Genomic DNA, 24,815 nt, shown 5'->3' on the forward strand with positions numbered 1-24,815 from the left:
GTTGCATAAAAAGCGGTATTTATCTTTATTGGATAAACAACCAGACTGCTTTCACTGCCAACGAGATGAGGAAGATGACAATGCAACAGCGCAAATTAGGTGCGAACGGTCCACTGGTGTCAGCGATTGGGCTAGGCTGCATGGGGATGAGTGATTTCTACTCCACCGCGCAGGATGAAAAAGAATCCATCGCCACGTTGCATCGCGCACTGGAGTTGGGCGTCACACTGCTGGATACCGCCGATATGTATGGCCCACATACTAATGAGCAGCTTCTCGGCAAAGCAATAAAAGGCAAGCGCGAACAGGTCTTTCTGGCGACCAAATTCGGTATCATCCGCGACCCGGCGAACCCCAACGCACGCGGCATCTGCGGTAAACCGGACTACATCCGCCGTTCGGTGGAAGGCAGCCTGACGCGCCTTGGTACGGACGTCATCGATCTTTACTATCAGCACCGCATCGACCCGACGGTTCCCATTGAAGAGACGGTCGGTACGCTGGCCGAACTGGTTCAGGAAGGCAAGATTCGCTATATCGGCCTGAGTGAAGCCTCTGTCACCACGCTGGAACGCGCACACCGCGTACACCCCATTACGGCGTTACAGAGCGAATATTCACTGTGGACGCGCGATATGGAAGCCGACATTCTGCCCACCTGTGAGCGTCTGGGGATCGGATTTGTGCCTTACAGCCCACTGGGGCGCGGCTTCCTGACCGGTGCGATTCGCAGTCCGGACGATCTGGCCGCCGACGATTTCCGTCGTACCAATCCACGTTTCTCGGGGGAAAATTTCGGCAAGAATCTGCTGCTGGTCGAGAAAATTAACCAACTGGCGCAGGAAAAGCAGGTGACGCCATCACAGTTAGCGCTGGCGTGGGTACTGGCACAGGGCGAGCATATCGTGCCGATTCCGGGCACCAAACGCCGCCGCTATCTGGAAGAGAACGTCGCGGCGCTGGAGGTCACACTGACGCAAGAGGAACTGGCCGCCATTGATGCTATCTTCCCGCCCGATGCCGCAGCAGGTGAACGCTACGGCAAGGAGAGTATGGCAGCCCTTAATCAGTAATTGGGATTACCGACGGCCTTTGCCTGTGCGCGGCGGACGACCCACGGTGGCCTGATACACCTTGAAGCGCCCGGTCTGCGCCAGCACTTCATGGCTACCGAATGCGGCATCTAACAGCGCGGGATACGGCAGGAAGGCATTAGCGACGATGCGCAACTGCCCGCCAATCGGCAGATGGGTCACCGCGCCACGAATCAACATTTCCGCGGCTTGCAGACTGGTCTGTAAGCCGTCGTGGAATGGCGGATTGGAGACGATCATATCGAAGCGGCCATTAATGTCGGAATAGACGTTGCTCGCAATCACCGCGCCTTCCAACGCATTCGCCGCCAGCGTAGCTTTGCTGGACTCCACCGCCGCCGCGCTGACATCGCTCAACGTCAGGCGGATTTTCGGCGACTGTTTCGCCAGTACCGATGCCAGCACGCCAGCACCGCAGGCGATATCCAGCACTTTGCCTTTCATGTGCGGCTCAAACGTAGACAGCAGCAGTCGACTGCCCGGATCCAGATCATCACGGCTGAAGACGCCCGGAAGCGTTTTGACGATCACGCCATCCGTCACATACTCATCCCACCAGTCATCCAGCGTGAAGCTGGACTGCTTATCAATTCGACCATGGTAAAGCCCGCAGCGGCGTGCACTGTCGATTTTCACCAACTCGACGAAGTCAGACAGCACGGTTTCGGCGCTGCGCACGCCGCTGCGGTTTTCCCCAACCACGAAGATCTCCGCGCCGACTGGCAGCAAGGACAACAGATTACGCAACTGGAATTCCGCTTCCTGTTTGCTTTTCGGCCAGTAATAAATCAGCGTGTCGCTATCCGCCACCAGCGCCGCATCCGCCACCAGACCGAATTGCGCATTCTCGCCAAGCGGCTTTGTCATCTGCTGCCAGTGGTGATATTGGTTGCAATGGACACGCACTGACGCCGCCTCAAATTGCGCAGGCAGGGTATCCTGCAAATCACCGGCAAACAGAACGCGGCGTGAGAGAAATTCATCGCTATGGCGCAGTATAACTTCACTGGCGGGGGTTAATGCGGACATCAGGCTACGGCTCCTTAATCATTGAGCGGGGGATTATATACGCTTCGCTCCCGAAGTTGCAGCGCGCAGAGGAAATAACCGCGCCGACATTGGCGCAGCCTGACGGGGTTTGTTAGCATAGGCACGACGCATTTTCTCGCCCGCCAGACAGGATAACGCATGGAATCAAGACGTGACAGGCTGCTACAGCAACTGGGAATTACGCAGTGGACGCTGCGTCGCCCGACGGTGCTGCAAGGCGAAATCGCCGTCAGTCTGCCCGCACAGGTGCGTCTGGTGATCGTCTCCGCCGAGCCGCTGGCCGATGATGAACCGCTGTTGGCCGATGTCCTGCACAGTCTGGCGCTGACTCCTTCACAAGCCTATCGCTTGACGCCGCAGCAGATCGAGATGCTGCCCGCCGACGTACGCTGCCATAGCTGGCGGTTGGGTATTGAAGAGCCGATTGCGCTACAGGGCGTTCAGCTTTCCAGCCCTCTGCTTTCCGAACTTTATCAAAATGCCGACGCCAAACGGGCGCTGTGGCAACAGATCTGTGAACATGAACACGATATCTTCTCTGACGCCAGCTGACCTGGCGCAAGCCTTTAAAATTGAACAGGCCAGCCATGCCTTCCCGTGGACGGAAAAAACGTTTGTCAGCAATCAGGGAGAACGTTATTTCAACATCAAACTGAACCATGACGGTCAGCTTGCCGCTTACGCCATTACCCAGGTCGTGCTGGATGAAGCGACATTGTTCAATATTGCCGTACACCCCGATCACCAACGTCAGGGATTGGGTCGCCAACTGTTGGAACACCTGATCGACGAAATGGAGCGACGCGGAATTCTGACGCTGTGGCTGGAAGTCCGCGAATCAAACGCACGTGCCATCGCGCTGTATGAGAGTCTGGGATTCAACGAAGTCTCCGTGCGCCGTGATTATTACCCTACGGCACAAGGTAGAGAAGACGCGATTCTCATGGCGCTGCCGCTCGGCTAACCTCTTTATCTTTATCTTTATCTATATCTATACTCTAAATAATTCGAGTTTCAGGAAGGCGGCAAGAGAAGGAATCCCGATGAGCTTACTCAGGTAAGTGATTCGGGTGACTGAACGCAGCCAACGCACATGCAACTTGAAGTATGACGAGTATACGGCGGGTGCCATAATGTGCGCCCCGTCCCGCTCTGCCTTTTTTCCTGCCAGAAAAATCCTCGCAACGTGATCGCTACAAATAAAACATTGTTTCTTTTTTATCATAATAACATTCCATTTCATGTTTCTGGTTTACAGGCATGCATGGTTTATCCGTTATCAACGAGGAATAATATGAAAAAATACACTCTGGCTACGACGCTTCTGTGCGGCTTATTCTCTCTTTCCGCTTACGCGGTACAAGTAACGGCGGTGACAGCCTCCGCTTATGATTCAGACAAGGGCCACAAGCCAGCCAACATTGCCGATGGCGACGTAAAAACGCGCTGGGCGGCAAATGGTGAGAGCTGGGTTCAGTTAGAACTGGATAAAGAACAATCGGTTGAGAACTTTGTTCTTGTTCCTTTCAAAGCGGACGAGCGCAAACTGAAGTTCTCCGTCTCCTACTCCACCGACGGTAAAACCTGGAAAAAGCTAGCTGACAATCTGGTCACCTCCAGCAATGCCAAAGACGGTGAAAAATTCACTTTCCCTGCCGTTAAAGCCAAGTTCTTCAAACTGGATACGTTTGGCACCGATGTAAACAAATGGAGCGCGATCAACGAGATCAGCTTTAACAGCGCTGCACAGGTTCCTGCTCAGGCCATTAAGTAACATTGTCGGCTGGCCTGACGTTGAGGCCAGCCTTTTCCGATAGCGTTGAGTCGCATCACGCCCGATGCCGCTACCGAACGTGATGCATTTCCGCTTTACTACCCACGCGTTTCTTACGCGTCCTCGCCCCCCATCGGTACCCACATTTTCCTTAGCGTTGAAATAAAAATCATTCTCAACTAAGATGCGCCTGAAATTTGACCTCCTATCGTTCCGGTTCAGGCACCAGACATGTCATCAGCCAATATTGATACCTCAGCAGATATGCATCAGCTCTATTGCCAGCATCATGGCTGGTTGCAGGGGCTATTACGCAAACGGCTGGGGAATCTGTGTGATGCGGCCGATCTGGCGCAGGATGTCTTTGTACGGCTCTTGCTGAAGCCACGTCAGTTCGACAGCCACGCGGGTGCGCGGGCTTATCTGAGCGTGATGGCGCAAGGCATGTGCGTCGATCTCTGGCGCAAGCGGGAAATCGAGCGCGTCTGGCTCGCCTCGCTCGCCGAACAGCCGGAGCCGGTTGCCCTGTCAGCGGAAGACAGCAATATCATTCTCGAAACCCTGTATCAGGTCGATGCCATGTTGCGTGCGCTGCCCGAGAAGGTGCGTGCCGCTTTTATCATGGCGCAGGTACAGGGACGCCCCTATCGGGACATTGCCGATGCGCTGGGCGTTTCCGAACGCATGGTGAAAAAATACATGGCGCAAGCCATGCTGCATTGTGTGCTGCTGGAAGCGGAGATAGACGCGGACGGTCAGGACGCTCGTTCATGAATAACCCCAGCCTGAACAAACCCAGCTTTATTGCCTTGCAGGAGGCGTCACAGTGGTACGCCCAACTGTGCGATCGGGAACCTGGCGATGAGCACTATCATCACTGGCAGCGCTGGATGGACGAAAGCGAGGAGCACCGCCATGCGTGGGAGTTCGTGCTCACGGTCAGCCAGCGTTTCCAGCCGCTGCGTGGCGATGGCCAACAACCCGCGCTGGATACGTTGCTGCACAAACCTGCGTCGATGACACGTCGTCGCGCGCTCAAACTCGCTGCGCTGCTCAGCACCGGCACACTCCTCTCCTGGCTGACTTACCGCCACACGCCGCTAAAAGACTCGCTGCTGGCGATGACGGCCGATCATCACAGCGCGGTAGGAGAAATCAAATCGCTGACGTTACCGGACAACACCCGGCTGTGGCTGAATACCGCCAGCGCGATTGATATCCGCTACAGCGACCAGCGGCGGGAAATCGCCCTGCTGGCCGGGGACATTCTGATTGAGACCGCTGCCGACGCGCGACCTTTCTTTGTCACCACCGCGCAAGGGCGCATGCAGGCACTGGGCACGCGTTTTAGCGTCGCGCAAGAGCCGGAGGCCACCACGCTGACCGTTTACCAACATGCGGTCGATGCCAACGCCAAATACGCCTCTGCCGCACGTCGGGTTAACGCTGGCTACCATCTGCGCTTCAATGCCGACGGTCAGGGTAACATTTTGCCCAATCAGCAGAACGATGCCGACTGGTCACACGGCAGGCTACAGGCGGACAACATGCCGCTGGGAGAGGTTGTAGCGCAGTTGTCTCGCTATCGTCATGGCTATCTGGCGTGCCAACCCGCCATTGCCGATTTACGCGTGATGGGCACCTTCCCCTTAACCGATACCGACATGGCGCTGAACATGCTGGAGCAAGCCTTCCCGGTTCGCATCCATCGCCGTTTTCCGTGGTGGGTGACCGTCGAACCGCGCTGATATCGTCCGCATAACCGTCCCCTTTCCGGATACTGCTTTTTAGGGGACAGATAAAAAATTTTCTCTTTTGAGTTCCCCTTTTCCTGCTGTCGTTCGATTCACAGTAAAACCACCAATTTTTACTCTGGGTCAGAAGGCGAATTTTCATGGCATTGATTCCATTTTTCTCAACACAGCGCACTCCTTCCAAACTGGCGATTGCCGTTCATCTGCTACTGTGCGGCGCACCGCTTTTCGCGCATTCCACCGCAACCGCCGCAGAAACAGCAGCAGTGGCGGCAACCAAAACCTACGCAATTCCTGCCGGACCGCTTAACCAGCAGCTAAACCAGTTTGCCGCCCAATCGGGCGTTTATCTGGTCGGCGATGCACAGTTGGCGACAGGAAAAACCGGTCCGTCCCTGCAAGGGAATTACAGCGTCGATGGCGGATTTTCGGCTCTGCTAGCCGGAAGCGGACTTCAGGTGATTCCGCAGCCTAACGGCGCCTGGCGCTTACAGAGAATACCGCAGGGAGATGAGATGCTGGTCGTAGCGGGGGTCAATCGCAACGGCGTGACCGAAGGCACCCAGTCCTACACCACGCGCAGCATGAACACCGCGACACAGCTGAACCTGTCGCCGCGAGAAACGCCGCAGTCGGTGAGCGTCGTGACGCGCCAGCGTATGGACGATCAGAATATGACCTCGCTGGATGAAGCCATGAAGCAAACCACCGGCATTAACGTGGTCAATCAGAATAGCTTTCAAGTGAAATACGAGTCACGCGCGTTCGCGATGGACAATATCAAAGAGGATGGCGTCAACCAGTCGTCGCAAAATAGCGTAATGAACGCCTTTCAATCGACCAGTGAATCACCCGATCTGGCGATTTACGATCGCGTCGAAGTTCTGCGTGGCGCTTCAGGTCTAACACAGGGCAGCGGGGAACCCGGCGGCACCGTCAATCTGGTACGTAAAAAACCGACCTACGAATTTCAGGCGTCTGCCAGTGCAGGAATCGGAAGTTGGGACAATTACCGCAGCGAGATAGATGTTTCCGGTCCACTCAATGACGATGCCAGCCTGCGCGGCCGTCTGGTGGGCGTATACCAAGACAAACAGAGCTTCACGGATTATGTCGGCAGCGAACGTAAGGTACTGTTCGGGACGTTAGCCTGGGATATCACACCCGATACCACCGTGACAACAGGAATGAATTGGCAGAAAACGGATGTAGTGCCCGATCTTTATGGCGTGCCTTTCGGCACCGATAAGAGCAACTTACACCTTCCGCGTTCAACGTTTCTGGGGGCGAGTTGGAACCGGATTAATTTTGAAAGAATTAATCCCTTTGCGGAATTAGAGCATCGCTTTAGCAACGACTGGACACTAAAAAGTGCGCTCAACTACACACGAGCCACGTCGAAAGAACGCTATATCGGTATTATGAACGGTACGGCAGGCGTTAACCCGCAAACCGGTGTTAGCCGGTTAAACAATGCGCTGCACTATGACAACAAGAGCGATCAATGGGGCTATAACCTCAGTGTGAGTGGTCCGTTTGAGCTATTGGGACGTAGCCATGAGCTGGTGTTCGGCGGTGACTATCAGAAAGAGAACTTCGACAACGCTATTGGCCGTATTGCTAACACCACCAGTGCCAATATCTATAATTGGGATCCTAACTCAGTCGCAGAACCCGATTGGTCGAACCTTAGCCTCTACAGTTCCCGTTATAGAGAACAATATAATATTTATCAGCGCGGGCTGTTTACTACCACACGCTGGGAGCTGGCCGATGACTGGAAACTCATCCTCGGCGGTCGCTACAGCGCTTATAGCTACGACTACTATTACGATAACCAGCGCAACACCAGCGACAAAGAATACAGCAGCCTGCACGTTCGCGATAAATTTGTCCCTTATAGCGGCCTGCTATGGAATTTTGCCGACAATTACACCTGGTATGCCAGCTATGCTGAAATCTATAAACCACAGAGTGCACGCGATAAGGACGGTAAGCTGCTGCCCGCCATTACCGGCACCAACTATGAAACCGGCGTTAAAGGGGAGTTTTTTGACGGCGATCTGAATGCTTCACTGGCACTGTTCCGCATTATTCAGTCCAACCGTGCGATCACCGAAGCAGACAGCTCCGTTTGCCAAGATCCTAATAGCGGCTGTTCCCGTGCCGAAGGCAAAGTACGCAGTCAAGGCGTTGAACTGGATGTCACAGGGCAACTGGCTGAAGGCTGGCAGATTCAGACGGGTTATACCCTGACTAACAGTAAATATCTGGAAGCATCAGAGAGTGATAAAGCGGCACAGTTCAGCCCACGTACGCCGAAGCATATGTTCAAGCTGTACACCTCATACAATCTGCCGGGTGAGCTGAATCAATGGACGATTGGCGCGGGCATGACCGCCCAAACGGGTACACAAACTTATCCCAACCGCGCTTTTGGCCTGTCTCAGGGCGGTTATACGCTGTGGAACGCGAATGTTCGCTATCAGTACAGCAAGAACCTGAGCTTTAATCTGGTGGGCAATAACCTGACGGATAAAACTTACTTCTTAAACCTGAACAACCGCCACCGCAGCGGCAACAACTATTACGGCGATCCGCGTAATTTCATGTTGACCGCAAAGTGGAATTTCTAAGCGAATATGCCTGCCAGCCTCTGCTGGCAGGCCATCGCTCACCCCATTATGCAAACGCTTAAACGCTTTTATTCTCTGGTCGCATCTTTCTGGCTGACGACACGCGCCATGCTGTTGTGGTTATTGCTGTTGCTGATTATGAGCCTGACGCTCTCCGTCGTCTGGATCAGCGTGCAGTACAATAACTGGAGCAGGGATTTTTACGACGCGCTGGCCGACTACTTTCAGCACGCCTCCATCTACGATATGGCGGTGCGCTATCTGGCCTATACGCTGCTGTTCGTGTTGGTGATCATCTGCGGCAACTGGCTCAAGAAACAGCTGATTATCCGCTGGCGCGATACCATGACGCATCAGTATGAGCAGGATTGGCTGCGCAATCACGCCCACTATCAGCTCAGTGCCGGGCTGGATAACCCCGATCAGCGTATCGCGGAAGATATTCGCCTGCTGATCGAACAAAGCCTCGAACTCCTGCTCTCGTTGCTGAAAAATACCGCCCGCTTTTTCTCTTTTATCGCCATTCTATGGCAGCTTTCCGGCGTTCATACTTTCACATTAAGCGGCTATACCATCACGATACACGGCTATCTGGTGTGGATTGCCCTCGCCTACGCCGCCCTCGCCAGCGTGGTCACACATCGGCTGGGGCACCGCCTGCACAAACTGAATATTGAACGTCAGCGGGCGGAGGCCGACTACCGCGCCACGCTGCTGCGGGTGCGGGATAACAGCGAACAAATTGCGTTTTATCAGGGGAGTGACGCCGAGCAGCAGCGGATGCGGCAACATTTCCTGCCCATCGTGCAAAACTGGCAGCGCCTAATGGCGCGGGAATTTCGGCTGGAAAGCTTTACTACCAGCTATTTCCGTTTCAGCCTGATTATTCCGGTGTTCGCTACTCTGCCGCTGTTTCTTGCTCGTCAGGTTAGCCTTGGGGCGATTATGCAGGCGCGATCCGCCTTCGGCTATGTGCTGGATGCCTTTGGCTGGTTTATCGATGCCTATCGTCAGCTAGTTCAATGGTCTTCCACCATTGAGCGGCTGTGGGAATTCCAGCAGCGCTTACAGCAGTTGCCTGCACCAGAGACGCCGCGTCATGAAGGTCATGCCCTGTCTATCAACGTGCTATCCGTACCGCGCCCTGATGGTTCGCCGTATTTCGCCCCGCTGACGCTCACACTTCAGGCTGGCGAATGGGCGGCGTTCAGCGCAGCCAGCGGCACGGGAAAAACCACGCTGCTGCGTGCGCTGGCGGGATTGTGGCCTGTTTCACAAGGAGACTGGCATTTCCCCGCTGGCCACACGCTGTTTTTGCCGCAAAAAGCCTATTTGCCGCAGGATACGCTGCGTCAGGTACTGTGTTATCCGCAAGTACAGCGAGTCGATCGCTCACAGCTCGCGAAGGTACTGGAACAAACCGGGCTGGCCTCGCTGATTCCTCGTCTGGACGACACGGCAAACTGGAGCCGGGTGCTATCGGGCGGCGAACAACAGCGCCTGTCACTCGCCCGCGCGTTGCTGCTGCGCCCGACGCTGCTTTGTCTGGATGAAGCCACCAGCCAGCTTGATGACGCAGCGGCGCTTCAGCTGTTAGATCACATCAGGACTGCGCTGCCACGCACTATCGTGTTAGCCGTCAGCCATCAGCCTGCCGTACTGGCTTGCTTCACACATCAGATACGCTTAACGCCACTCGAGCCAGAGAAGAAAATACGCACGGAGAACAACATTGTCGATCCTTCTGTTACGGTGCCAGGGGCGGATAGACAGCAGGTTTCTTACGGCAGGATATGAAGGGAAATATAGAAAAAACAGCCCGGAACGGATGTCCGGGCTAGTATGATATTACTCGTTATCGCCCAGCAGAACGGATTCCAGCGCGATTTCGATCATCTCGTTAAACGTATTTTGACGCTCTTCTGACGTAGTCTGCGCACCCGTACGAATGTGGTCAGAAACGGTACAGATGGCCAGCGCTTTCGCACCAAACTCTGCCGCGACGCCGTAGATACCGGCCGCTTCCATTTCCACACCCAGAATGCCGTATTTTTCCATTACGTCGAACATCTGCGGATCTGGCGTGTAGAACAGATCCGCGGAAAAGATGTTGCCTACGCGTACGGAAACATCGCGAGCTTTGGCAGCATCAACCGCATTGCGAACCATATCGAAATCGGCAATCGCCGCGTAGTCGTGATCTTTGAAACGCATGCGGTTCACTTTGGAATCCGTACAGGCGCCCATACCGATCACCACGTCGCGCAGCTTAACATCTTCACGTACTGCACCGCAGGAACCCACGCGAATGATCTTCTTCACGCCGAATTCGGTGATCAGTTCTTTCGCATAGATTGAGCAGGAGGGGATCCCCATACCGTGACCCATCACCGAAATTTTACGGCCTTTATAGGTGCCGGTGAAACCCAGCATGCCACGCACGTTATTCACTTCGCGGGCATTTTCCAGAAAGGTTTCTGCAATGTACTTAGCGCGCAGCGGGTCGCCCGGCATCAGTACAACGTCCGCGAAATCACCCATTTCTGCATTAATATGTGGCGTAGCCATGCGTTTATTCCTTAATTAATCAAGTTCACGTAAAAACGGTGTGTTTTACAGTATCGATTTACCGTAGTCCATAGGCGACAGGCCAAAGTAGGCCGCAACGGTCTGCCCGATATCGGCGAAGGTTTCACGGTGACCGTATGAACCCGGCTTCACGTTCGGGCCATAGATCAACACGGGGACATTCTCACGGGTGTGATCGGTACCGTGCCAGCTCGGGTCACAGCCGTGATCGGCCGTCAGAATCAGGATGTCGTCGCCTTTTACGCGGGACAGCATTTCCGGCAAGCGACGGTCAAACAGTTCCAGAGCGGCAGCATAACCCGGAATATCGCGGCGGTGGCCGTAGGCAGAATCGAAATCAACAAAGTTGGTAAATACGATGGTGTTGTCGCCCGCGCTATCCATCTCTTTCAGCGTGGCGTCAAACAGCACATCAATACCGGTCGCCTTCACTTTCTTCGTGATACCAACCTGCGCATAGATATCGGCAATCTTCCCAACGGAAACCACTTCACCGCCTTTTTCATCCACCATCTTTTTCAGAATGGTCGGCGCTGGCGGTTCAACGGCCAGATCGTGACGGTTGCCGGTACGTTCGAAGTAGCCGGGTTTGTCGCCGATAAACGGACGGGCGATCACGCGCCCGATGTTGTAGCCCCCTTCGGTCAGCTCTTCGCGGGCAATCTCGCACAGCTCATACAGCTTATCCAGGCCGAACGTTTCTTCATGGCAGGCAATCTGGAACACCGAATCCGCAGAGGTGTAAAAAATCGGCTTACCGGTTTTCATATGCTCTTCGGCCAGTTGATCCAGAATCACCGTACCCGAAGAGTGGCAGTTGCCCAGATAGCCCGGCAGATTGGCGCGTTTCACCAATTTATCCAGCAGATCCTGCGGAAAACTGTTCTCCTCGTCTTTAAAATAGCCCCAGTCGAACAGGACCGGCACACCGGCAATTTCCCAATGGCCAGACGGCGTATCTTTACCCGAAGAGATTTCACTGGCGTGCGCGTAAGCACCGATGATGTCCGCGTTTTCATCCAATCCTGCCGGGAATGTACCCGTTGAAGCCTCAGCGGCTTTACCCAGTCCCAGACGGCTCAGGTTCGGCAAATGCAGTGGGCCGCTGCGCCCTTTATCCGCCGTTCCTGCCGCACACGCCTGAGCGATATGGCCCAGCGTATCCGAACCCGCATCGCCAAAACGTTCTGCATCCGCACTGCTGCCGATACCAAACGAGTCAAGAACCATAATATATGCACGTTTCATTCTTTCTCTCCTGCGCAACTCTGCGCTAACGCCCTGCCTACCGACAGGGGAACATCAATTCAAAACAGCCAATAACTGACTCTGGCGATCACGCTTCCGCGCTCACCCGGCGATAGACCATAGGGGTCTTTTCTGGTGCCGTGTCGCCCAGTTGGATTGCGGCGCGAACCTCATTTGCCGCCTGCTGCCATTGCGCTTCCGTATTGGCATGGATCACCGCCAGCGGGCGCTGCGCGTCAACGCGCTCACCCAGGCTGATCATGCTATCCAGACCGACGCTGTAATCGATCGTATCGGTAGCCTGACGGCGTCCGCCGCCCAGCGATACGACTGCCATGCCCAGAGCGCGGGTGTCCATCGCCGTCACGATGCCTTCCCGCGTCGCGAACACTGGCTTACTCAATGTCGCCACCGGCAGGTAGCGATCGTAGTGTTCGACAAAATCACCCGGGCCGCGCTGTGCGGCCACCATGCGGCCAAAGACTTCAGCGGCTTTGCCGTTATCCAACACCGCCTGCAGGCGTGAACGCGCGTCGTCTGCCGAGCTTGCCAGCCCACCCGCCAGTAGCATCTCGCCACAGAGCGCCATAGTAACATCATACAGACGCGGATTGCGGTTCTCCCCCGTCAGGAAACGTACGGCCTCCCGCACTTCCAGCGCATTACCCGCGCTAGAAGCCAGCACCTGATTCATGTCCGTCAGCAGCGCACTGGTGCGACATCCCGCGTTATTCGCTACGCCGACAATCGCCTGCGCCAGCTGTTCGGACAGCGCGTAGGTCGGCATAAACGCCCCAGACCCCACTTTGACGTCCATCACCAGCGCATCCAGCCCTTCAGCCAGCTTCTTCGCCAGAATCGACGCGGTAATGAGCGGGATGGAGTCGACCGTGGCGGTAATGTCACGCGTGGCGTAAAAGCGCTTATCCGCCGGAGCCAGCGAGGAGGTCTGCCCAATAATCGCGACGCCGACCTGCTGGATGATGCGACGAAAATCGTCATCGTTCGGGAAGATATCCAATCCCGGAATCGCTTCGAGCTTATCTAACGTGCCACCGGTATGTCCCAAACCACGCCCGGAAATCATCGGAACGTATCCCCCGCAGGCAGCGACCATCGGCCCCAGCATCAGCGAAGTGACATCACCCACGCCGCCGGTAGAGTGCTTGTCCACCAGCGGGCCGTTCAGGTTCAAACTCTTCCAGTCCAGTACCGTGCCGGAATCACGCATCGCCAGCGTCAGCGCCACACGTTCATCCATCGACATGTCATGAAAATAAATGGTCATCGCCAGTGCCGCGATCTGGCCTTCAGAGACGGTATTGTCACGAATACCGTTGATAAAGAAGCGGATCTCTTCTTCGCTTAGCGCTTTTCCGTCACGCTTCTTACGAATAATTTCCTGAATCAGAAACAAGGTCTGTACTCCTGATGAATTCTGATATGGCCCCGCAGCCTATCGCTGCAAGCGCATGTACTGTTGTGAGCTAATGCCGTCATAAACAGAATGCTGTCATGAAAAAAATGTGGTCACGAATAACATCGTGCGTCGTATGCGTGCGATCAGTAGCTGTCCTGTGGAGCGACGGCGGCATGGCCGAGCGTCGTCAACAGGCTTGCCAGCAGGCTGGAGGCGCCAAAGCGAAAGTGCAGCGCCGTCGCCCATTCGGCGCCCATGATATCGTCTGCCAGTTGCAGATAGATGGCGGCATCTTCCGCGTTGCGTACGCCACCCGCGGCTTTAAATCCAACGCGTTCGCCTACGCCTTTATCACGGATCGTCTTCAGCATGATCGCCGCGCTCTCTGGCGTCGCGTTCACGGGAACTTTGCCGGTTGAGGTTTTAATGAAATCCGCCCCCGCATCAATCGCAATCTCACTGGCCTGACGAATCAGCACGTCTTGTTTTAGTTCACCCGTCTCGATGATCACCTTCAACAGCACGTGGGCATCCTGACACACGGCTTTACATGCCTGCACCAGCTCAAAACCGATCTGCGCGTTGCCTGCTATCAGGGCGCGATAGGGGAAGACGACATCAACTTCATCAGCGCCGTAGGCGATCGCCGCTCTGGTTTCTGCAACCGCGATGTCAACATCATCATTGCCGTGCGGGAAGTTGGTTACCGTCGCAATACGGATATCCGGCGTACCCTGCTCACGCAGGACCTTTTTCGCCAGGGGGATAAAACGGGGATAGATACAGATAGCAGCAGTTTTCCCTGCCGGGCTGTTCGCCTGACGGCAGAGCGCCGCCACTTTTTCATCCGTATCATCCTCATTCAGCGTAGTTAAATCCATCAGCTCCAGCGCACGTTGCGCGGCCGTGGTCAGCTTGTTCATACAACTCTCCAACTCGTCAGCCGGTCTAACCGGCCTGAACATAAACTGGTGTAAAACCAGCACGTTTGGCGAGCGGACTTGGTTCCTTGAAGATAGCGCTCAGGAGAAACAACCTGTAGCGGCACCGAGATCCTTCTCACCGCAATCAGCCTTCCTCTACAATTCATCCTGTGATGATTTCAACACCGAAAGAACGATACCGAAAGAAACTCTTTATACACGTGGGCATATCAAACATTTGAACACGCCATGCCGGACTATTTTGTGCATTCATTCACACTTGATGTAAGAGAAATGCAATAGATAGTGATTATATGTGATTTCAATCACACATACTTCCCTGAATAAGGCCAAGCCGGGGGAAGAGAGCTGACAGCCTTGTCGGCCAGCTCCGCCCTTCATAAAGGAATAAAGAGGCGGCAGCACGCGGTCACAGATCGCCCGATGCTTCTGGTTGAAGTCATATATACCCTAAATAATTCAAGTTTCAGGACAAAACGTTAACGTTTTGAACAACGCAAAGCGTTGACCCTTTAGGGCGAGGCCCATTTATGCGCCTCGTAACGCGGCAAGCGAAGGAGTCCCGATGAGCTTACTTGAGTAAGTGATTCGGGTGACTGAACGCAGCCAACGCACATGCAACTTGAAGTATGACGGGTATGTAGTAAGCATAGCGCTTTCTCCCTAAACACAGAGAGAAAGCGCAGGCAGAGCAGGAAAATTATTTCCCTGCGGAAGGTTTACGGTAATCCAGTGCGGGTTCCCGGTCGCCTAATAGCGGCTTATAGTGGAAGTTCTCGCCACGGCTCTTATCAAACTCAGCTTTCGCCTGTTGAATCAATGCAGGATCGCTCAGTAGCTTGGCCCCTGTAACGGCCAGCGTTTTAGCCGCTACGTCCATGCCTTTATAGCCAATCGCCATGCCGCCGGATGCCACCGCCTGCCAGCTGTGTGCCGGCACACCAGGCACCCAGGTCGCCGTTCCCAGCCCGACCGTCGGCACTACCCAACTGACATCACCCACATCGGTCGATGCATATCCCGTTTGACCAAAATGATACGGCGCAATATTCGCGGCACTGGAAAGCGGCGGCAATTTGGCTTGATCCAACGTTTTTTGTAACGCAGTGGCGAAATCCGTATCCGCCTTATCCCACTGTGGTGCCCCAACACTTCTGAGGCTGTCATCCATCACTTTTCCCAACACGTTGTTCGGCAACAGGCTGTACACGCCGCCGAGAATTTCAAACTCATAGCGCGTTTCGGTTCCCAGCGCAGCACCCTCCGCCGCTTTACGGATACGATCGGTCACGCTGGCGACCACGGCCGGATCGGGATGACGCACGTAGTAATACACTTCGGCGAAATCCGGCACCACGTTCGGCGCTTTGCCGCCATCGGTAATCACATAGTGAATACGCGTTTCCTGCGGCACATGTTCCCGCATCGCGTTCACCATAAAATTCAGCGCCTCCACGCCGTCCAGCGCCGAACGCCCTTTCTCTGGTGCCAACGCGGCATGCGCAGAGCGGCCATAGAAACGGAATTTACCGTTCACATTCGCCAGCGAATAATCTTGCGCGGCCGAATTTTCATCGCCCGGATGCCAGTGCAGCATCACATCCACATCCTTAAACAGCCCCGCTCGCGTCATATACACTTTACCGGAACCGCCTTCTTCAGCCGGCGTGCCGTAAACCCGGATTTGGCCAGGTTTTCCCGTCGCCTCCAGCCACTGCTTCAGCGCAATCGCGGCGCCTACCGACCCCGCGCCAAACAGGTGATGCCCGCAGGCATGTCCGGATTCAATGCCAGCAACTGGCGAACGCTCCGGCGTCGCGGCCTGGGAGAAGCCCGGCAGCGCGTCCATCTCGGCCAGAATGCCGATAACCGGCCCACCCGCTTTCCCCGCCGTCGCCACAAACGCAGTCGGAATGCCCGCGACACCCGCTTCAACGCTGAACCCGGCCGCTTTTAGCTCATCCTGTAGCAGCCGGGACGTGTTGGTTTCCAGATAACCCAGCTCGGGCTTCGACCAGATCTGCTGAGCAACGGTTGTCATTTGGGTAGAGTAGTTCGCAACGGCATTCACAATCGTTTCCCGATCTTTCTCTGCCAGTTCAGCTGCATAACCCAGTGAGAGGAAACAAGAAGAGAACGCTACGGCCAGCGCGGGGGTATATATCGTTTCAGTGTCATACGTTTTTCCCTATCCGTAAAAGAAGTGCATCGTGGTGAAGAACGGCTATTAATGCGATGCAGTGCTAGTTATTTGAAATGCTGACTGTTTGAAGTACTAATGGTTTGAAATACGATTGGTGTGAAATACGATGAGTAGGACGTGCTATTTATGTTTAGCTGGGACAAATCACTTTTTCAAACAATAATCCATAGACAAGACCATGACTGAACACATCGAACATCCCCAGTGGTATCTGTACATACTGCGCACAATCACCGGAGCGCTGTACACGGGTATCACGACGGATGTCAGCCGCCGCCTGAATCAACATCAAACGGGAAAAGGGGCGAAAGCGCTGCGGGGGAAAGGGGAGCTGACGCTGGTGTTTCACTGTCTGGCGGGCGACCGCTCAAACGCACTCAAACTGGAATATCGTATTAAGCAGTTGAGCAAAAGCCAAAAAGAAAGGCTGGTACAAGACCAGCCTCAGACACTATGCATTTCAGACACAATGTATTGATGTGCTATCGGTTAACAAATCATGTTAGAGAAAGCGGTTAAACGGTTCGGCGTATTCAACCAGACCGGTCGCCTGTTCAAATCCGCTTTCGCCTTCAGATGAATTTTCACCAGCAACCTGATTGTCCGCCAGCGGGTAGACCTGAAACGTCGATTCACTGTCCGGCCAGCGGCAATGCAACTGGTGCTCTGTAGCCGGAACGAAACCAAAGCGGGAATAGTAAGCAGGCTCACCCAGCACAACGACCGCGGTATAGCTAAATTCATTCAGCGCATCCAGGCCTTCGTAAACCAGCTTTTCCCCCACGCCCTGTCGACGCAGACTTTCGTCTACCGCCAACGGCGCAAGCGCCACCCACAACCGATCCTCACCTTCGATCAGCACCGGGCTGAATGCCGCGTAGCCCACCACACCACCTTCATCGTCGGTTGCTACAACGCCAAGCGTCAATAAGCCGTCTTCACGCAGTTGATGCACCAGATCGGCTTCTGCACCCGTAGGAAAAGCGCGGCGCAATAAGCTGTCGATCCCGGCGGCATCAACGGGAATTTCCACCCGAACTAGCATGATACTGGCGCGTGATTTGCTGTTTGCACCACGCCCTCCTGTAAACCAGCTTCAACAAAATTCGCCAATTGCAGCAGGCCGATACGCAGCGGCGCAGGCATGGCTTCAAGCTCAATGGCGTCCATCAGGTTCTTCACATACAAACCTAACTCGGTATCGCCTTCAATGCGCAGACGACGCTGGAAAAAGAGCGTATCGGGATCTTCTTTACGCGCGGCGATCAAAATCAGATCGTTCGCGTCCGCACTAAAGCTGACATCCGGCGTCTCATCATGGCTCACCACCAGACGGCCATCGCGCAGCGTCATAAACCACTGCAAACCGACGTCACGTACCTCAATTTTCAGCCAGCGGCTTTCGAGAAATGCCAGATCGCCCTCCTCCAGCGCCTGACGGAACTGCCAGCCCAACATCTGTTCCAAAACCTGACGCTGTAGCGCAAAGGGGGTGAACTTGAGTGGCTTACCTAATAAGCTCGGCCCCTGACGCACAATCTGCGCTCGTAGTTTTTCCAACACTGGCGTACTCCTCTTAAAGCAATCTGACTGTTCAGATAATCTGCAAACATTTTGCCACATCCACCGCGAGCGGAAGAGGTCTATGTCAATAATTTAGTCGGTTATCCGATTATGCCCAACAGATTTTGTCCTTGCGCAACGATTAGCACCATAAACTGCCTTAAATCAAAGTCCTTACCTGATGGGTTAATTAAGATTCTCAATCGTTAACAACATTCATCGACTGATAAAAAATCGTCGTAAACGGTTTTCAGCATCGCTCGCGACAACCCGCAAGGGTGATGGCAGAACGCCGTCATCAACAGCGATCGTCAGTCTAAACATCATTGATCGTACGAGCCGCGACGGCCCCGAAGGGATTAATGAAGGATTGTGTATGGAATTGCTTTGCCCCGCCGGCAACCTGCCGGCACTGAAAGCGGCCATCGATAATGGCGCAGATGCGGTCTATATCGGCCTGAAGGACGACACCAACGCACGTCATTTTGCCGGGCTGAATTTTACCGATAAGAAACTCCAGGAAGCGCGCGAATACGTGCACCGCCATCGGCGTAAACTGCATATCGCCATCAATACGTTTGCTCACCCGGACGGTTATCAGCGCTGGCAGCGAGCCGTGGATATGGCAGCACAGATCGGCGCCGACGTGCTGATCCTCGCCGATATTGCCATGCTGGAGTACGCCGCCGAACGCTATCCTCACATTGAGCGTCACGTGTCGGTGCAGGCTTCGGCGACAAACACTGAAGCGATCCGTTTCTATCATCGCCATTTTGATGTATCACGCATTGTGCTGCCACGTGTGCTGTCCATCCATCAGGTGAAGCAAATCGCCCGCACCAGCCCAGTGCCGCTCGAAGTTTTTGCTTTCGGTAGCCTGTGCATCATGGCGGAAGGCCGCTGTTATCTCTCGTCTTATCTGACCGGTGAATCACCGAATACCGTGGGTGCCTGTTCACCCGCGCGATTCGTACGCTGGCAGCAGACGGAGAGCGGCATGGAATCACGCCTGAACAATATTCTGATCGACCGCTATCAGGATGATGAAAACGCCGGTTATCCCACGCTGTGTAAAGGCCGCTACCTCGTTGATGGGCAGCGCTATCACGCGCTGGAAGAACCCACCAGCCTGAACACGCTGGAGCTTCTGCCTGAGTTGATGGCCGCCAATATTGCCTCCGTGAAGATAGAGGGTCGCCAGCGTAGTCCGGCCTATGTCAGCCAGATCACGCAGGTATGGCGACAGGCTATCGATCGCTGCCGCGCCAATCCTGAGACATTCGTGCCAACACAGGCCTGGATGGACGCGTTAGGTGCGGTGGCCGAAGGCACGCAGACCACACTCGGTGCTTATCACCGTAAATGGCAGTAGTGGGAGAACACATGAAATACGCATTAGGGAATATTCTCTACTATTGGCCGAAAGAGGACGTCGAGGCATTTTATCAGGCTGCGGTAAGCAGCAGCGCCGATATCGTCTATCTCGGCGAAACCGTGTGCAGCAAACGCCGACTGATGAAGGTGGCGGACTGGTTCAACGTGGCCCGTGAAGTCGCCAGCAGCGGCAAGCAGGTGGTGATCTCGACGCTGGCGCTCTTGCAGGCTCCGTCTGAACTTACGGAACTGAAGCGCTATGTGGAAAACGGCGAGTTCTTGCTGGAAGCGAACGATCTGGGTGCAGTTAACATCGCAGCCGAGCGCAACCTGCCGTTTGTCGCCGGACACGCGCTCAACTGCTACAACGCGTACACCCTACGTGTGCTGCATAAACAAGGCATGGTGCGCTGGTGTATGCCAGTCGAGCTTTCTCGTGACTGGCTGCAAAACCTGCTGAATCAGTGTGACGAGCTTGGCTTTCGCCATAAATTTGAAGTAGAAGTGCTCAGCTACGGACATTTGCCGTTAGCCTATTCCGCCCGCTGCTTCACTGCGCGTTCAGAAGATCGACCAAAAGACGAATGTGAAACCTGCTGCCTGAGTTACCCGCAAGGCAGAAAAATGCTGTCGCAGGAGAACCAGCAGGTCTTTGTCCTGAATGGTATCCAGACGCAAAGCGGCTATTGCTACAACCTCGGCAACGAGCTGACATCGATGCGGGATCTGGTCGATATTGTCCGACTGTCCCCGAACGATATCAGTACGCTGGCGATGTTGGATAAATTCCGCGCCAACGAACAAGGCACTGCACCATTAGCGCTGGAAAATCAGGCCGATTGTAACGGCTACTGGCGCCGCGTCGCTGGCCTTGAGCTTGTCCCATAAGCCATATCCTATCCGGGCGGCCAGCCGCCCTTTTCTTCCTAAGCGCACCTTTGAACTACGTATAACCGTGACATTCCCGCATACTGATCTGACTTTCATCATTGACTGACGGCATTAGCATCCATCGCTCAGGTGGAGTCAGTGAACAACAAAGTGAGTCATATTATGTCCACACCTTCTCAAGCTGCTGTGTTTTCCGTCCTCGATCTTGCGCCTATTCCGCAGGGTGCGACAGCACGTGACGCCTTCCATCGTTCGCTGGATCTGGCGCAACATACAGAAAAATGGGGCTATCACCGCTATTGGCTGGCGGAACACCACAGCATGACCGGTATCGCCAGCGCAGCAACCTCAGTGCTGCTCGGCTACCTTGCCTCGGGAACGGCGCGCATTCGTCTCGGCTCCGGCGGCGTGATGCTGCCGAACCACTCACCGCTCGTCATTGCAGAGCAATTTGGTACGTTGGAATCGCTGTATCCCGGCCGCATCGATTTGGGATTAGGCCGCGCACCCGGCACCGACCAGCGCACCATGATGGCACTGCGCCGTCACCTCAATGCCGATATTGAAGATTTCCCACGCGATGTGCAGGAACTGCAACGCTATTTCGCCGATGCACAGCCGGGCCAACCAGTGCAAGCCGTTCCGGGACAAGGTTTACACGTTCCGATCTGGCTATTGGGTTCAAGCCTGTACAGCGCACAACTGGCCGCAAGACTGGGGTTGCCTTTTGCCTTCGCCGCCCATTTCGCGCCCGATATGTTGCTGGAAGCGTTCCATCTCTATCGCGAACACTTTATCCCTTCAGCCACCCACGCCAAACCTTACGCGATGGTCTGCGTGAATGTAGTCGCGGCAGAGAGCGATCGGGATGCACGCTTCCTCTTTACCTCGATGCAGCAACAGTTCATCAACCTGCGCCGTGGTACACCGGGTCCGCTCCCCGCACCGGTAGAAAACATCGACACGGTCGGATCACCTGCCGAGCAGTTTGGCGCGGATCAAGCATTACGGCTGTCCATTGTTGGCGATCGCGCTAAGGTGCGTCATGGATTGCAGAGTCTGTTGCGAGAAACACAGGCGGACGAAGTGATGATCAATGGCCAAATATTTGACCATCAGGCACGCCTGCAATCTTTTGAAATTGCGATGGATGTGCGGCAAACGCTTTAACGTACGTTGATAGATTTGTTTGAACCAAAAAAAACGACCCTGAACGGGTCGTTTTATATTGCAGCTGATTTTGTTACGACAGCCTGTATTGAAGCAAGCTGAAGTGAAGCTTACGCGTCAGCAGGACGACGACGTGGCGCGCGTGAAGCACCGTCACGGTTATCACGGTTGAAAGAACGCTCGCGACGCTCACCACCGTTACCTTCACGACGTTCACCACCGCCGAAAGAGCGACGTGGAGCAGCGCCATCACGACGTTCGCCACCAGGACGGCCACCGCCACGACGTTCATGCGGCTGAGCATCACCCAGCAATTGCATGTTCATCGGTTTGTTCAGAATACGCGTGCGGGTAAAGTGTGATAACAGGTCACCCGGCATACCTTTCGGCAGTTCAATCGTCGAGTGAGACGCGAACAGCTTGATGTTACCGATGTAGCGGCTGCTGATATCGCCTTCGTTGGCAATTGCGCCAACAATGTGACGAACTTCAACACCGTCATCACGGCCCACTTCGATACGATACAGTTCCATTTCGCCTGCATCACGACGCTCACGGCGTTGCGGACGATCACCGTCACGGCTTTCGCGAGAATCGCGCGGATCGCGGCGACGATCGCCACGTGAATCACTACGGGAATCATCACGATCGCGGAATTCGCGACGAGGACGGAACACAGGATCCGGTGGCAGAATCAGAGGACGTTCACCCTGCGCCATTTTCAGCAACGCCGCAGCCAGCGTTTCGACATCCAGCTCTTCCTGCGGTTGCAGTTTAGTCAGCAGCGCGCGGTACATATCCAGATCGCTACTTTCCAACTGCTGCTGTACTTTAGCAGCAAACTTAGCCAGACGGCGTTGACCCAGCAATTCTGCATTTGGCAATTCCACTTCAGGAATCGTCAGCTTCATTGTGCGCTCAACGTTGCGCAGCAGGCGGCGTTCACGGTTCTCAACAAACAGCAGAGCACGACCCGCACGACCCGCACGACCGGTACGGCCAATACGGTGAACGTAAGACTCGGCATCCATCGGGATATCGTAGTTGACGACCAGGCTGATACGTTCAACGTCCAGACCACGCGCCGCAACGTCGGTCGCGATCAGGATATCAAGACGGCCATCTTTCAGACGCTCCAGCGTTTGCTCACGCAGCGCCTGGTTCATATCACCGTTCAGCGCGGCGCTGTTGTAGCCGCTACGTTCCAGGGCTTCAGCCACTTCCAGCGTTGCATTTTTGGTACGAACGAAAATAATCGCCGCATCAAAATCTTCTGCTTCCAGGAAACGCACCAGCGCTTCATTTTTACGCATACCCTGCACCGTCCAGTAGCTCTGGCTGATGTCTGGACGCGTGGTAATGCTGGATTGAATGCGAACTTCCTGCGGATCTTTCATGAAACGGCGCGTAATGCGGCGAATCGCTTCAGGCATGGTCGCAGAGAACAGCGCAGTCTGATGTTCAGCAGGGATCTGAGCCATGATGTTTTCAACATCTTCGATGAAGCCCATACGCAGCATTTCATCGGCTTCGTCCAGTACCAGACCACTCAGGTTGGACAGATCCAGCGTACCGCGTTTCAGGTGATCCAGCAGACGACCCGGCGTACCCACGACAATCTGCGCACCCTGGCGCAGCGCGCGCAGTTGCACGTCATAGCGTTGGCCGCCGTACAGTGCGACGACGTTAACGCCGTGCATATGTTTGGAGAAATCATTGCAGGCCTCTGCTACCTGCACCGCCAGCTCACGGGTCGGTGCCAGCACCAGAATCTGTGGTGCTTTAAGCTCAGGTTTCAGATTGTTCAGTAATGGCAGAGAGAACGCTGCTGTTTTACCGCTACCGGTCTGTGCCATACCCAGCACATCGCGACCGTTCAGCAGGTGAGGAATACATTCCGCCTGAATCGGAGACGGTTTTTCATAGCCCAAATCAGTCAGGGCATTAAGGATAGAGGTGTTCAACCCCAAATCGGCAAAAGAAGTTACTAAATCAGTCATGTACACGTGCCTCATTACACATGGCGGCCAGTCTACATAACTCGTCGTGAAAATTTTCAGTCATTTTCATTGAAAAGTGTGAACCGGCTCAAATTGGATTAAAAAGCGAACAAAAAAGCCCTCACCCGTGAAGGTGATAACCGAAGTTTTTCAGGCTGATTAGATGTTCGTCAGCTATTGCTGGTCCGATCCTGATAGGTCGTCTTGCTCTTGGCCTAATAGCGCCAATTCCAACAATGCATAGCGGTGCTCAACAAAGTTATGGACGTTGTTGGCAACCGTCAGCTTGAACAGCGCCAAAGCGGTGTTCTTGTCCCCCAGACTTAGGTAGTGCTTACCTAAATAGAAGTCAGTTTCACTGAGATGCTCAGCGAGCGAAGTGTTATCCGTAGCTTCTTCCTGTAAACGCTGCATCAGTGTTTTTTCACTGATACCACCCAGGTAGAATTCGACAATATTCCATCCCCAAGGCCCTTTCTTGGCGTCGTCATAGCGTTTCTTCAACGCAACTTTGGCCGTCTCTGGATTGATTTCTCGCTCCACAAGATACAGCCACAACGAACGGAAAGGATCATTCGGATCGTCTCGATAAAACGCCAGCAGATCATCCTGCGCTAACAGGTAGCGACCGCCGTAATACAAAGCGATGCCCCGGTTTAAACGCGCGTAATTGTAAGTTGGATCAAGCTCTAGTACAGAATCAAACGCTTCATAGGCAGCATCAAAATTGCCTGCCTGCGTTAAATAGATACCCAAATAGTTAAAAACTTCTGGAATATCAGGGCGGATCGTCAACGCTTGTGAAAAATCATTCCGCGCCAATGCCCGTAACCCGAGACTATCATACAGCACTCCGCGCTCATATAATAGCTGTGCTCGCTCATCATCGGTTAATGCCCGGCTTGCAAGGATTTGTTCCATGCGCGCCAGAATCACTTCCTGCTGTAAAGTAGGCTGTAACGGAATCGCCAATACTGCGTCTTTACGCCAATCCGTGTTGCTGCATCCTGCCAGCATGAGTGCTGTTGCAACATAACACCAGCGCAAGAAAGGCTTCATTTCCCACTCCCGAAGACAAACATTGGATGAACATCCTGTCCCGGAC

The 24,815-nt window shown here is 54.5% G+C and carries 23 protein-coding genes; 12 read left to right on the forward strand and 11 right to left on the reverse strand.

The genetic code is table 11. From position 1 onward, the window contains the following. Positions 1–80: 80 nt before the first annotated feature. On the forward strand, positions 81–1,073 hold the full coding sequence (locus tag I2D83_RS18600; protein WP_205947085.1) for an aldo/keto reductase: 993 nt from the start codon (positions 81–83) through the stop codon (positions 1,071–1,073). 6 nt (positions 1,074–1,079) lie between these two features. Here I2D83_RS18600 and rsmC read toward each other — a convergent pair whose 3' ends face one another. Further along, positions 1,080–2,123 (reverse strand): 16S rRNA (guanine(1207)-N(2))-methyltransferase RsmC, encoded by a 1,044-nt coding sequence (gene rsmC / locus I2D83_RS18605; protein ID WP_181845139.1) that lies wholly within the window; start codon positions 2,121–2,123, stop codon positions 1,080–1,082. A gap of 159 nt (positions 2,124–2,282) precedes the next feature. Between rsmC and I2D83_RS18610 the strand changes: the two genes are divergently transcribed. From I2D83_RS18610 to I2D83_RS18640, 7 genes are all read left to right on the forward strand, one after another. Then, complete coding sequence (locus I2D83_RS18610) at positions 2,283–2,696, forward strand: DNA polymerase III subunit psi (RefSeq protein ID WP_012773314.1); 414 nt, start codon at positions 2,283–2,285, stop codon at positions 2,694–2,696. Continuing rightward, positions 2,665–3,108: a ribosomal protein S18-alanine N-acetyltransferase gene (rimI, locus tag I2D83_RS18615; protein ID WP_012773313.1), complete on the forward strand. Its 444-nt coding sequence runs from the start codon at positions 2,665–2,667 to the stop codon at positions 3,106–3,108. The genes I2D83_RS18610 and rimI overlap by 32 nt, the downstream gene beginning before the upstream one ends. 330 nt (positions 3,109–3,438) lie before the next feature. Then, the gene (locus I2D83_RS18620) at positions 3,439–3,918 is read left to right on the forward strand and encodes a discoidin domain-containing protein (protein ID WP_137740982.1); all 480 of its coding nucleotides are present in this window, start codon (positions 3,439–3,441) and stop codon (positions 3,916–3,918) included. 231 nt (positions 3,919–4,149) lie between these two features. Next, a complete protein-coding gene (locus tag I2D83_RS18625) occupies positions 4,150–4,692 on the forward strand; it encodes a sigma-70 family RNA polymerase sigma factor (protein ID WP_181829674.1) in 543 nt (180 codons plus the stop codon). Beyond that, positions 4,689–5,666 carry a FecR domain-containing protein gene (locus I2D83_RS18630; protein WP_241007242.1) on the forward strand — a complete coding sequence of 326 codons (978 nt, stop codon included), beginning with the start codon at positions 4,689–4,691 and terminating at the stop codon, positions 5,664–5,666. The genes I2D83_RS18625 and I2D83_RS18630 overlap by 4 nt, the downstream gene beginning before the upstream one ends. 146 nt (positions 5,667–5,812) lie before the next feature. Beyond that, positions 5,813–8,308 (forward strand): TonB-dependent siderophore receptor, encoded by a 2,496-nt coding sequence (locus I2D83_RS18635; protein WP_205947086.1) that lies wholly within the window; start codon positions 5,813–5,815, stop codon positions 8,306–8,308. A gap of 6 nt (positions 8,309–8,314) precedes the next feature. After that, positions 8,315–10,105 (forward strand): ABC transporter ATP-binding protein/permease, encoded by a 1,791-nt coding sequence (locus tag I2D83_RS18640; RefSeq protein ID WP_241007243.1) that lies wholly within the window; start codon positions 8,315–8,317, stop codon positions 10,103–10,105. Between the two features lie 51 nt (positions 10,106–10,156). Here the strand turns inward: I2D83_RS18640 and deoD are convergent, their stop codons facing one another. The 5 genes from deoD to I2D83_RS18665 form a co-directional block, all read right to left on the reverse strand. Continuing rightward, the gene (gene deoD, locus I2D83_RS18645; protein WP_012773304.1) at positions 10,157–10,876 is read right to left on the reverse strand and encodes a purine-nucleoside phosphorylase; all 720 of its coding nucleotides are present in this window, start codon (positions 10,874–10,876) and stop codon (positions 10,157–10,159) included. A gap of 45 nt (positions 10,877–10,921) precedes the next feature. Then, positions 10,922–12,145 (reverse strand): phosphopentomutase, encoded by a 1,224-nt coding sequence (gene deoB / locus I2D83_RS18650; protein ID WP_205947087.1) that lies wholly within the window; start codon positions 12,143–12,145, stop codon positions 10,922–10,924. An 88-nt stretch (positions 12,146–12,233) separates the two neighbouring features. Beyond that, positions 12,234–13,562 carry a thymidine phosphorylase gene (gene deoA, locus I2D83_RS18655; protein WP_205947088.1) on the reverse strand — a complete coding sequence of 443 codons (1,329 nt, stop codon included), beginning with the start codon at positions 13,560–13,562 and terminating at the stop codon, positions 12,234–12,236. Positions 13,563–13,708: 146 nt separating this feature from the next. Next, positions 13,709–14,488 carry a deoxyribose-phosphate aldolase gene (deoC, locus tag I2D83_RS18660; protein ID WP_205947089.1) on the reverse strand — a complete coding sequence of 260 codons (780 nt, stop codon included), beginning with the start codon at positions 14,486–14,488 and terminating at the stop codon, positions 13,709–13,711. 721 nt (positions 14,489–15,209) lie between these two features. Continuing rightward, the gene (locus tag I2D83_RS18665) at positions 15,210–16,580 is read right to left on the reverse strand and encodes an amidohydrolase (RefSeq protein ID WP_241007244.1); all 1,371 of its coding nucleotides are present in this window, start codon (positions 16,578–16,580) and stop codon (positions 15,210–15,212) included. 310 nt (positions 16,581–16,890) lie between these two features. Here I2D83_RS18665 and I2D83_RS18670 point away from each other — a divergent pair, with 310 nt between their 5' ends. Next, the gene (locus I2D83_RS18670) at positions 16,891–17,190 is read left to right on the forward strand and encodes a GIY-YIG nuclease family protein (protein ID WP_180777469.1); all 300 of its coding nucleotides are present in this window, start codon (positions 16,891–16,893) and stop codon (positions 17,188–17,190) included. Between the two features lie 24 nt (positions 17,191–17,214). Here I2D83_RS18670 and I2D83_RS18675 read toward each other — a convergent pair whose 3' ends face one another. Both I2D83_RS18675 and ubiT read right to left on the reverse strand, forming a co-directional pair. Next, positions 17,215–17,757, reverse strand: a complete 543-nt coding sequence (locus I2D83_RS18675; protein WP_181829681.1) for a GNAT family N-acetyltransferase — start codon at positions 17,755–17,757, stop codon at positions 17,215–17,217. Further along, positions 17,751–18,275 carry a ubiquinone anaerobic biosynthesis accessory factor UbiT gene (ubiT, locus tag I2D83_RS18680; protein ID WP_012773297.1) on the reverse strand — a complete coding sequence of 175 codons (525 nt, stop codon included), beginning with the start codon at positions 18,273–18,275 and terminating at the stop codon, positions 17,751–17,753. Before ubiT ends, I2D83_RS18675 begins: the two co-directional genes overlap by 7 nt. Before the next feature lie 376 nt (positions 18,276–18,651). Between ubiT and ubiU the strand changes: the two genes are divergently transcribed. The 3 genes from ubiU (at position 18,652) to I2D83_RS18695 (ending at position 21,710) form a co-directional block, all read left to right on the forward strand. After that, a complete protein-coding gene (gene ubiU / locus I2D83_RS18685) occupies positions 18,652–19,647 on the forward strand; it encodes a ubiquinone anaerobic biosynthesis protein UbiU (RefSeq protein ID WP_205947090.1) in 996 nt (331 codons plus the stop codon). A gap of 11 nt (positions 19,648–19,658) precedes the next feature. Next, on the forward strand, positions 19,659–20,537 hold the full coding sequence (locus I2D83_RS18690; protein ID WP_205947091.1) for a U32 family peptidase: 879 nt from the start codon (positions 19,659–19,661) through the stop codon (positions 20,535–20,537). Between the two features lie 165 nt (positions 20,538–20,702). Next, positions 20,703–21,710: a luciferase-like monooxygenase gene (locus I2D83_RS18695; RefSeq protein WP_181829684.1), complete on the forward strand. Its 1,008-nt coding sequence runs from the start codon at positions 20,703–20,705 to the stop codon at positions 21,708–21,710. 110 nt (positions 21,711–21,820) lie between these two features. Here the strand turns inward: I2D83_RS18695 and I2D83_RS18700 are convergent, their stop codons facing one another. The 3 genes from I2D83_RS18700 to nlpI all read right to left on the reverse strand — a co-directional run bounded on the left by I2D83_RS18700 (position 21,821) and on the right by nlpI (position 24,769). Further along, entirely contained in the window at positions 21,821–23,710 is a 1,890-nt protein-coding gene (locus I2D83_RS18700; protein ID WP_180777465.1) for a DEAD/DEAH family ATP-dependent RNA helicase, read from the reverse strand. Continuing rightward, on the reverse strand, positions 23,703–23,780 hold the full coding sequence (gene yrbN / locus I2D83_RS22610; RefSeq protein WP_155116494.1) for a protein YrbN: 78 nt from the start codon (positions 23,778–23,780) through the stop codon (positions 23,703–23,705). The genes I2D83_RS18700 and yrbN overlap by 8 nt, the downstream gene beginning before the upstream one ends. Before the next feature lie 104 nt (positions 23,781–23,884). Further along, positions 23,885–24,769 carry a lipoprotein NlpI gene (nlpI, locus tag I2D83_RS18710; RefSeq protein ID WP_012773292.1) on the reverse strand — a complete coding sequence of 295 codons (885 nt, stop codon included), beginning with the start codon at positions 24,767–24,769 and terminating at the stop codon, positions 23,885–23,887. Positions 24,770–24,815: the final 46 nt, after the last annotated feature.

The sequence above is a fragment of the Pectobacterium aroidearum genome (genome assembly GCF_015689195.1).
Taxonomy (GTDB): domain Bacteria; phylum Pseudomonadota; class Gammaproteobacteria; order Enterobacterales; family Enterobacteriaceae; genus Pectobacterium; species Pectobacterium aroidearum.

Bases quoted from the DNA above. Each gene is read 5' to 3' on its own strand.
- I2D83_RS18675 (WP_181829681.1), bottom strand. From the start codon at position 17,757: ATGCTAGTTCGGGTGGAAATTCCCGTTGATGCCGCCGGGATCGACAGC.
- I2D83_RS18630 (WP_241007242.1), top strand. From the start codon at position 4,689: ATGAATAACCCCAGCCTGAACAAACCCAGCTTTATTGCCTTGCAGGAG.
- rsmC (WP_181845139.1), bottom strand. From the start codon at position 2,123: ATGTCCGCATTAACCCCCGCCAGTGAAGTTATACTGCGCCATAGCGAT.
- deoC (WP_205947089.1), bottom strand. From the start codon at position 14,488: ATGAACAAGCTGACCACGGCCGCGCAACGTGCGCTGGAGCTGATGGAT.
- I2D83_RS18635 (WP_205947086.1), top strand. From the start codon at position 5,813: ATGGCATTGATTCCATTTTTCTCAACACAGCGCACTCCTTCCAAACTG.
- I2D83_RS18695 (WP_181829684.1), top strand. From the start codon at position 20,703: ATGTCCACACCTTCTCAAGCTGCTGTGTTTTCCGTCCTCGATCTTGCG.
- I2D83_RS18700 (WP_180777465.1), bottom strand. From the start codon at position 23,710: ATGACTGATTTAGTAACTTCTTTTGCCGATTTGGGGTTGAACACCTCT.
- I2D83_RS18690 (WP_205947091.1), top strand. From the start codon at position 19,659: ATGAAATACGCATTAGGGAATATTCTCTACTATTGGCCGAAAGAGGAC.
- I2D83_RS18625 (WP_181829674.1), top strand. From the start codon at position 4,150: ATGTCATCAGCCAATATTGATACCTCAGCAGATATGCATCAGCTCTAT.
- deoD (WP_012773304.1), bottom strand. From the start codon at position 10,876: ATGGCTACGCCACATATTAATGCAGAAATGGGTGATTTCGCGGACGTT.
- ubiU (WP_205947090.1), top strand. From the start codon at position 18,652: ATGGAATTGCTTTGCCCCGCCGGCAACCTGCCGGCACTGAAAGCGGCC.
- I2D83_RS18600 (WP_205947085.1), top strand. From the start codon at position 81: ATGCAACAGCGCAAATTAGGTGCGAACGGTCCACTGGTGTCAGCGATT.
- yrbN (WP_155116494.1), bottom strand. From the start codon at position 23,780: ATGAAAATGACTGAAAATTTTCACGACGAGTTATGTAGACTGGCCGCC.
- I2D83_RS18610 (WP_012773314.1), top strand. From the start codon at position 2,283: ATGGAATCAAGACGTGACAGGCTGCTACAGCAACTGGGAATTACGCAG.
- deoB (WP_205947087.1), bottom strand. From the start codon at position 12,145: ATGAAACGTGCATATATTATGGTTCTTGACTCGTTTGGTATCGGCAGC.
- rimI (WP_012773313.1), top strand. From the start codon at position 2,665: ATGAACACGATATCTTCTCTGACGCCAGCTGACCTGGCGCAAGCCTTT.
- nlpI (WP_012773292.1), bottom strand. From the start codon at position 24,769: ATGAAGCCTTTCTTGCGCTGGTGTTATGTTGCAACAGCACTCATGCTG.
- I2D83_RS18640 (WP_241007243.1), top strand. From the start codon at position 8,315: ATGCCTGCCAGCCTCTGCTGGCAGGCCATCGCTCACCCCATTATGCAA.
- I2D83_RS18620 (WP_137740982.1), top strand. From the start codon at position 3,439: ATGAAAAAATACACTCTGGCTACGACGCTTCTGTGCGGCTTATTCTCT.
- I2D83_RS18670 (WP_180777469.1), top strand. From the start codon at position 16,891: ATGACTGAACACATCGAACATCCCCAGTGGTATCTGTACATACTGCGC.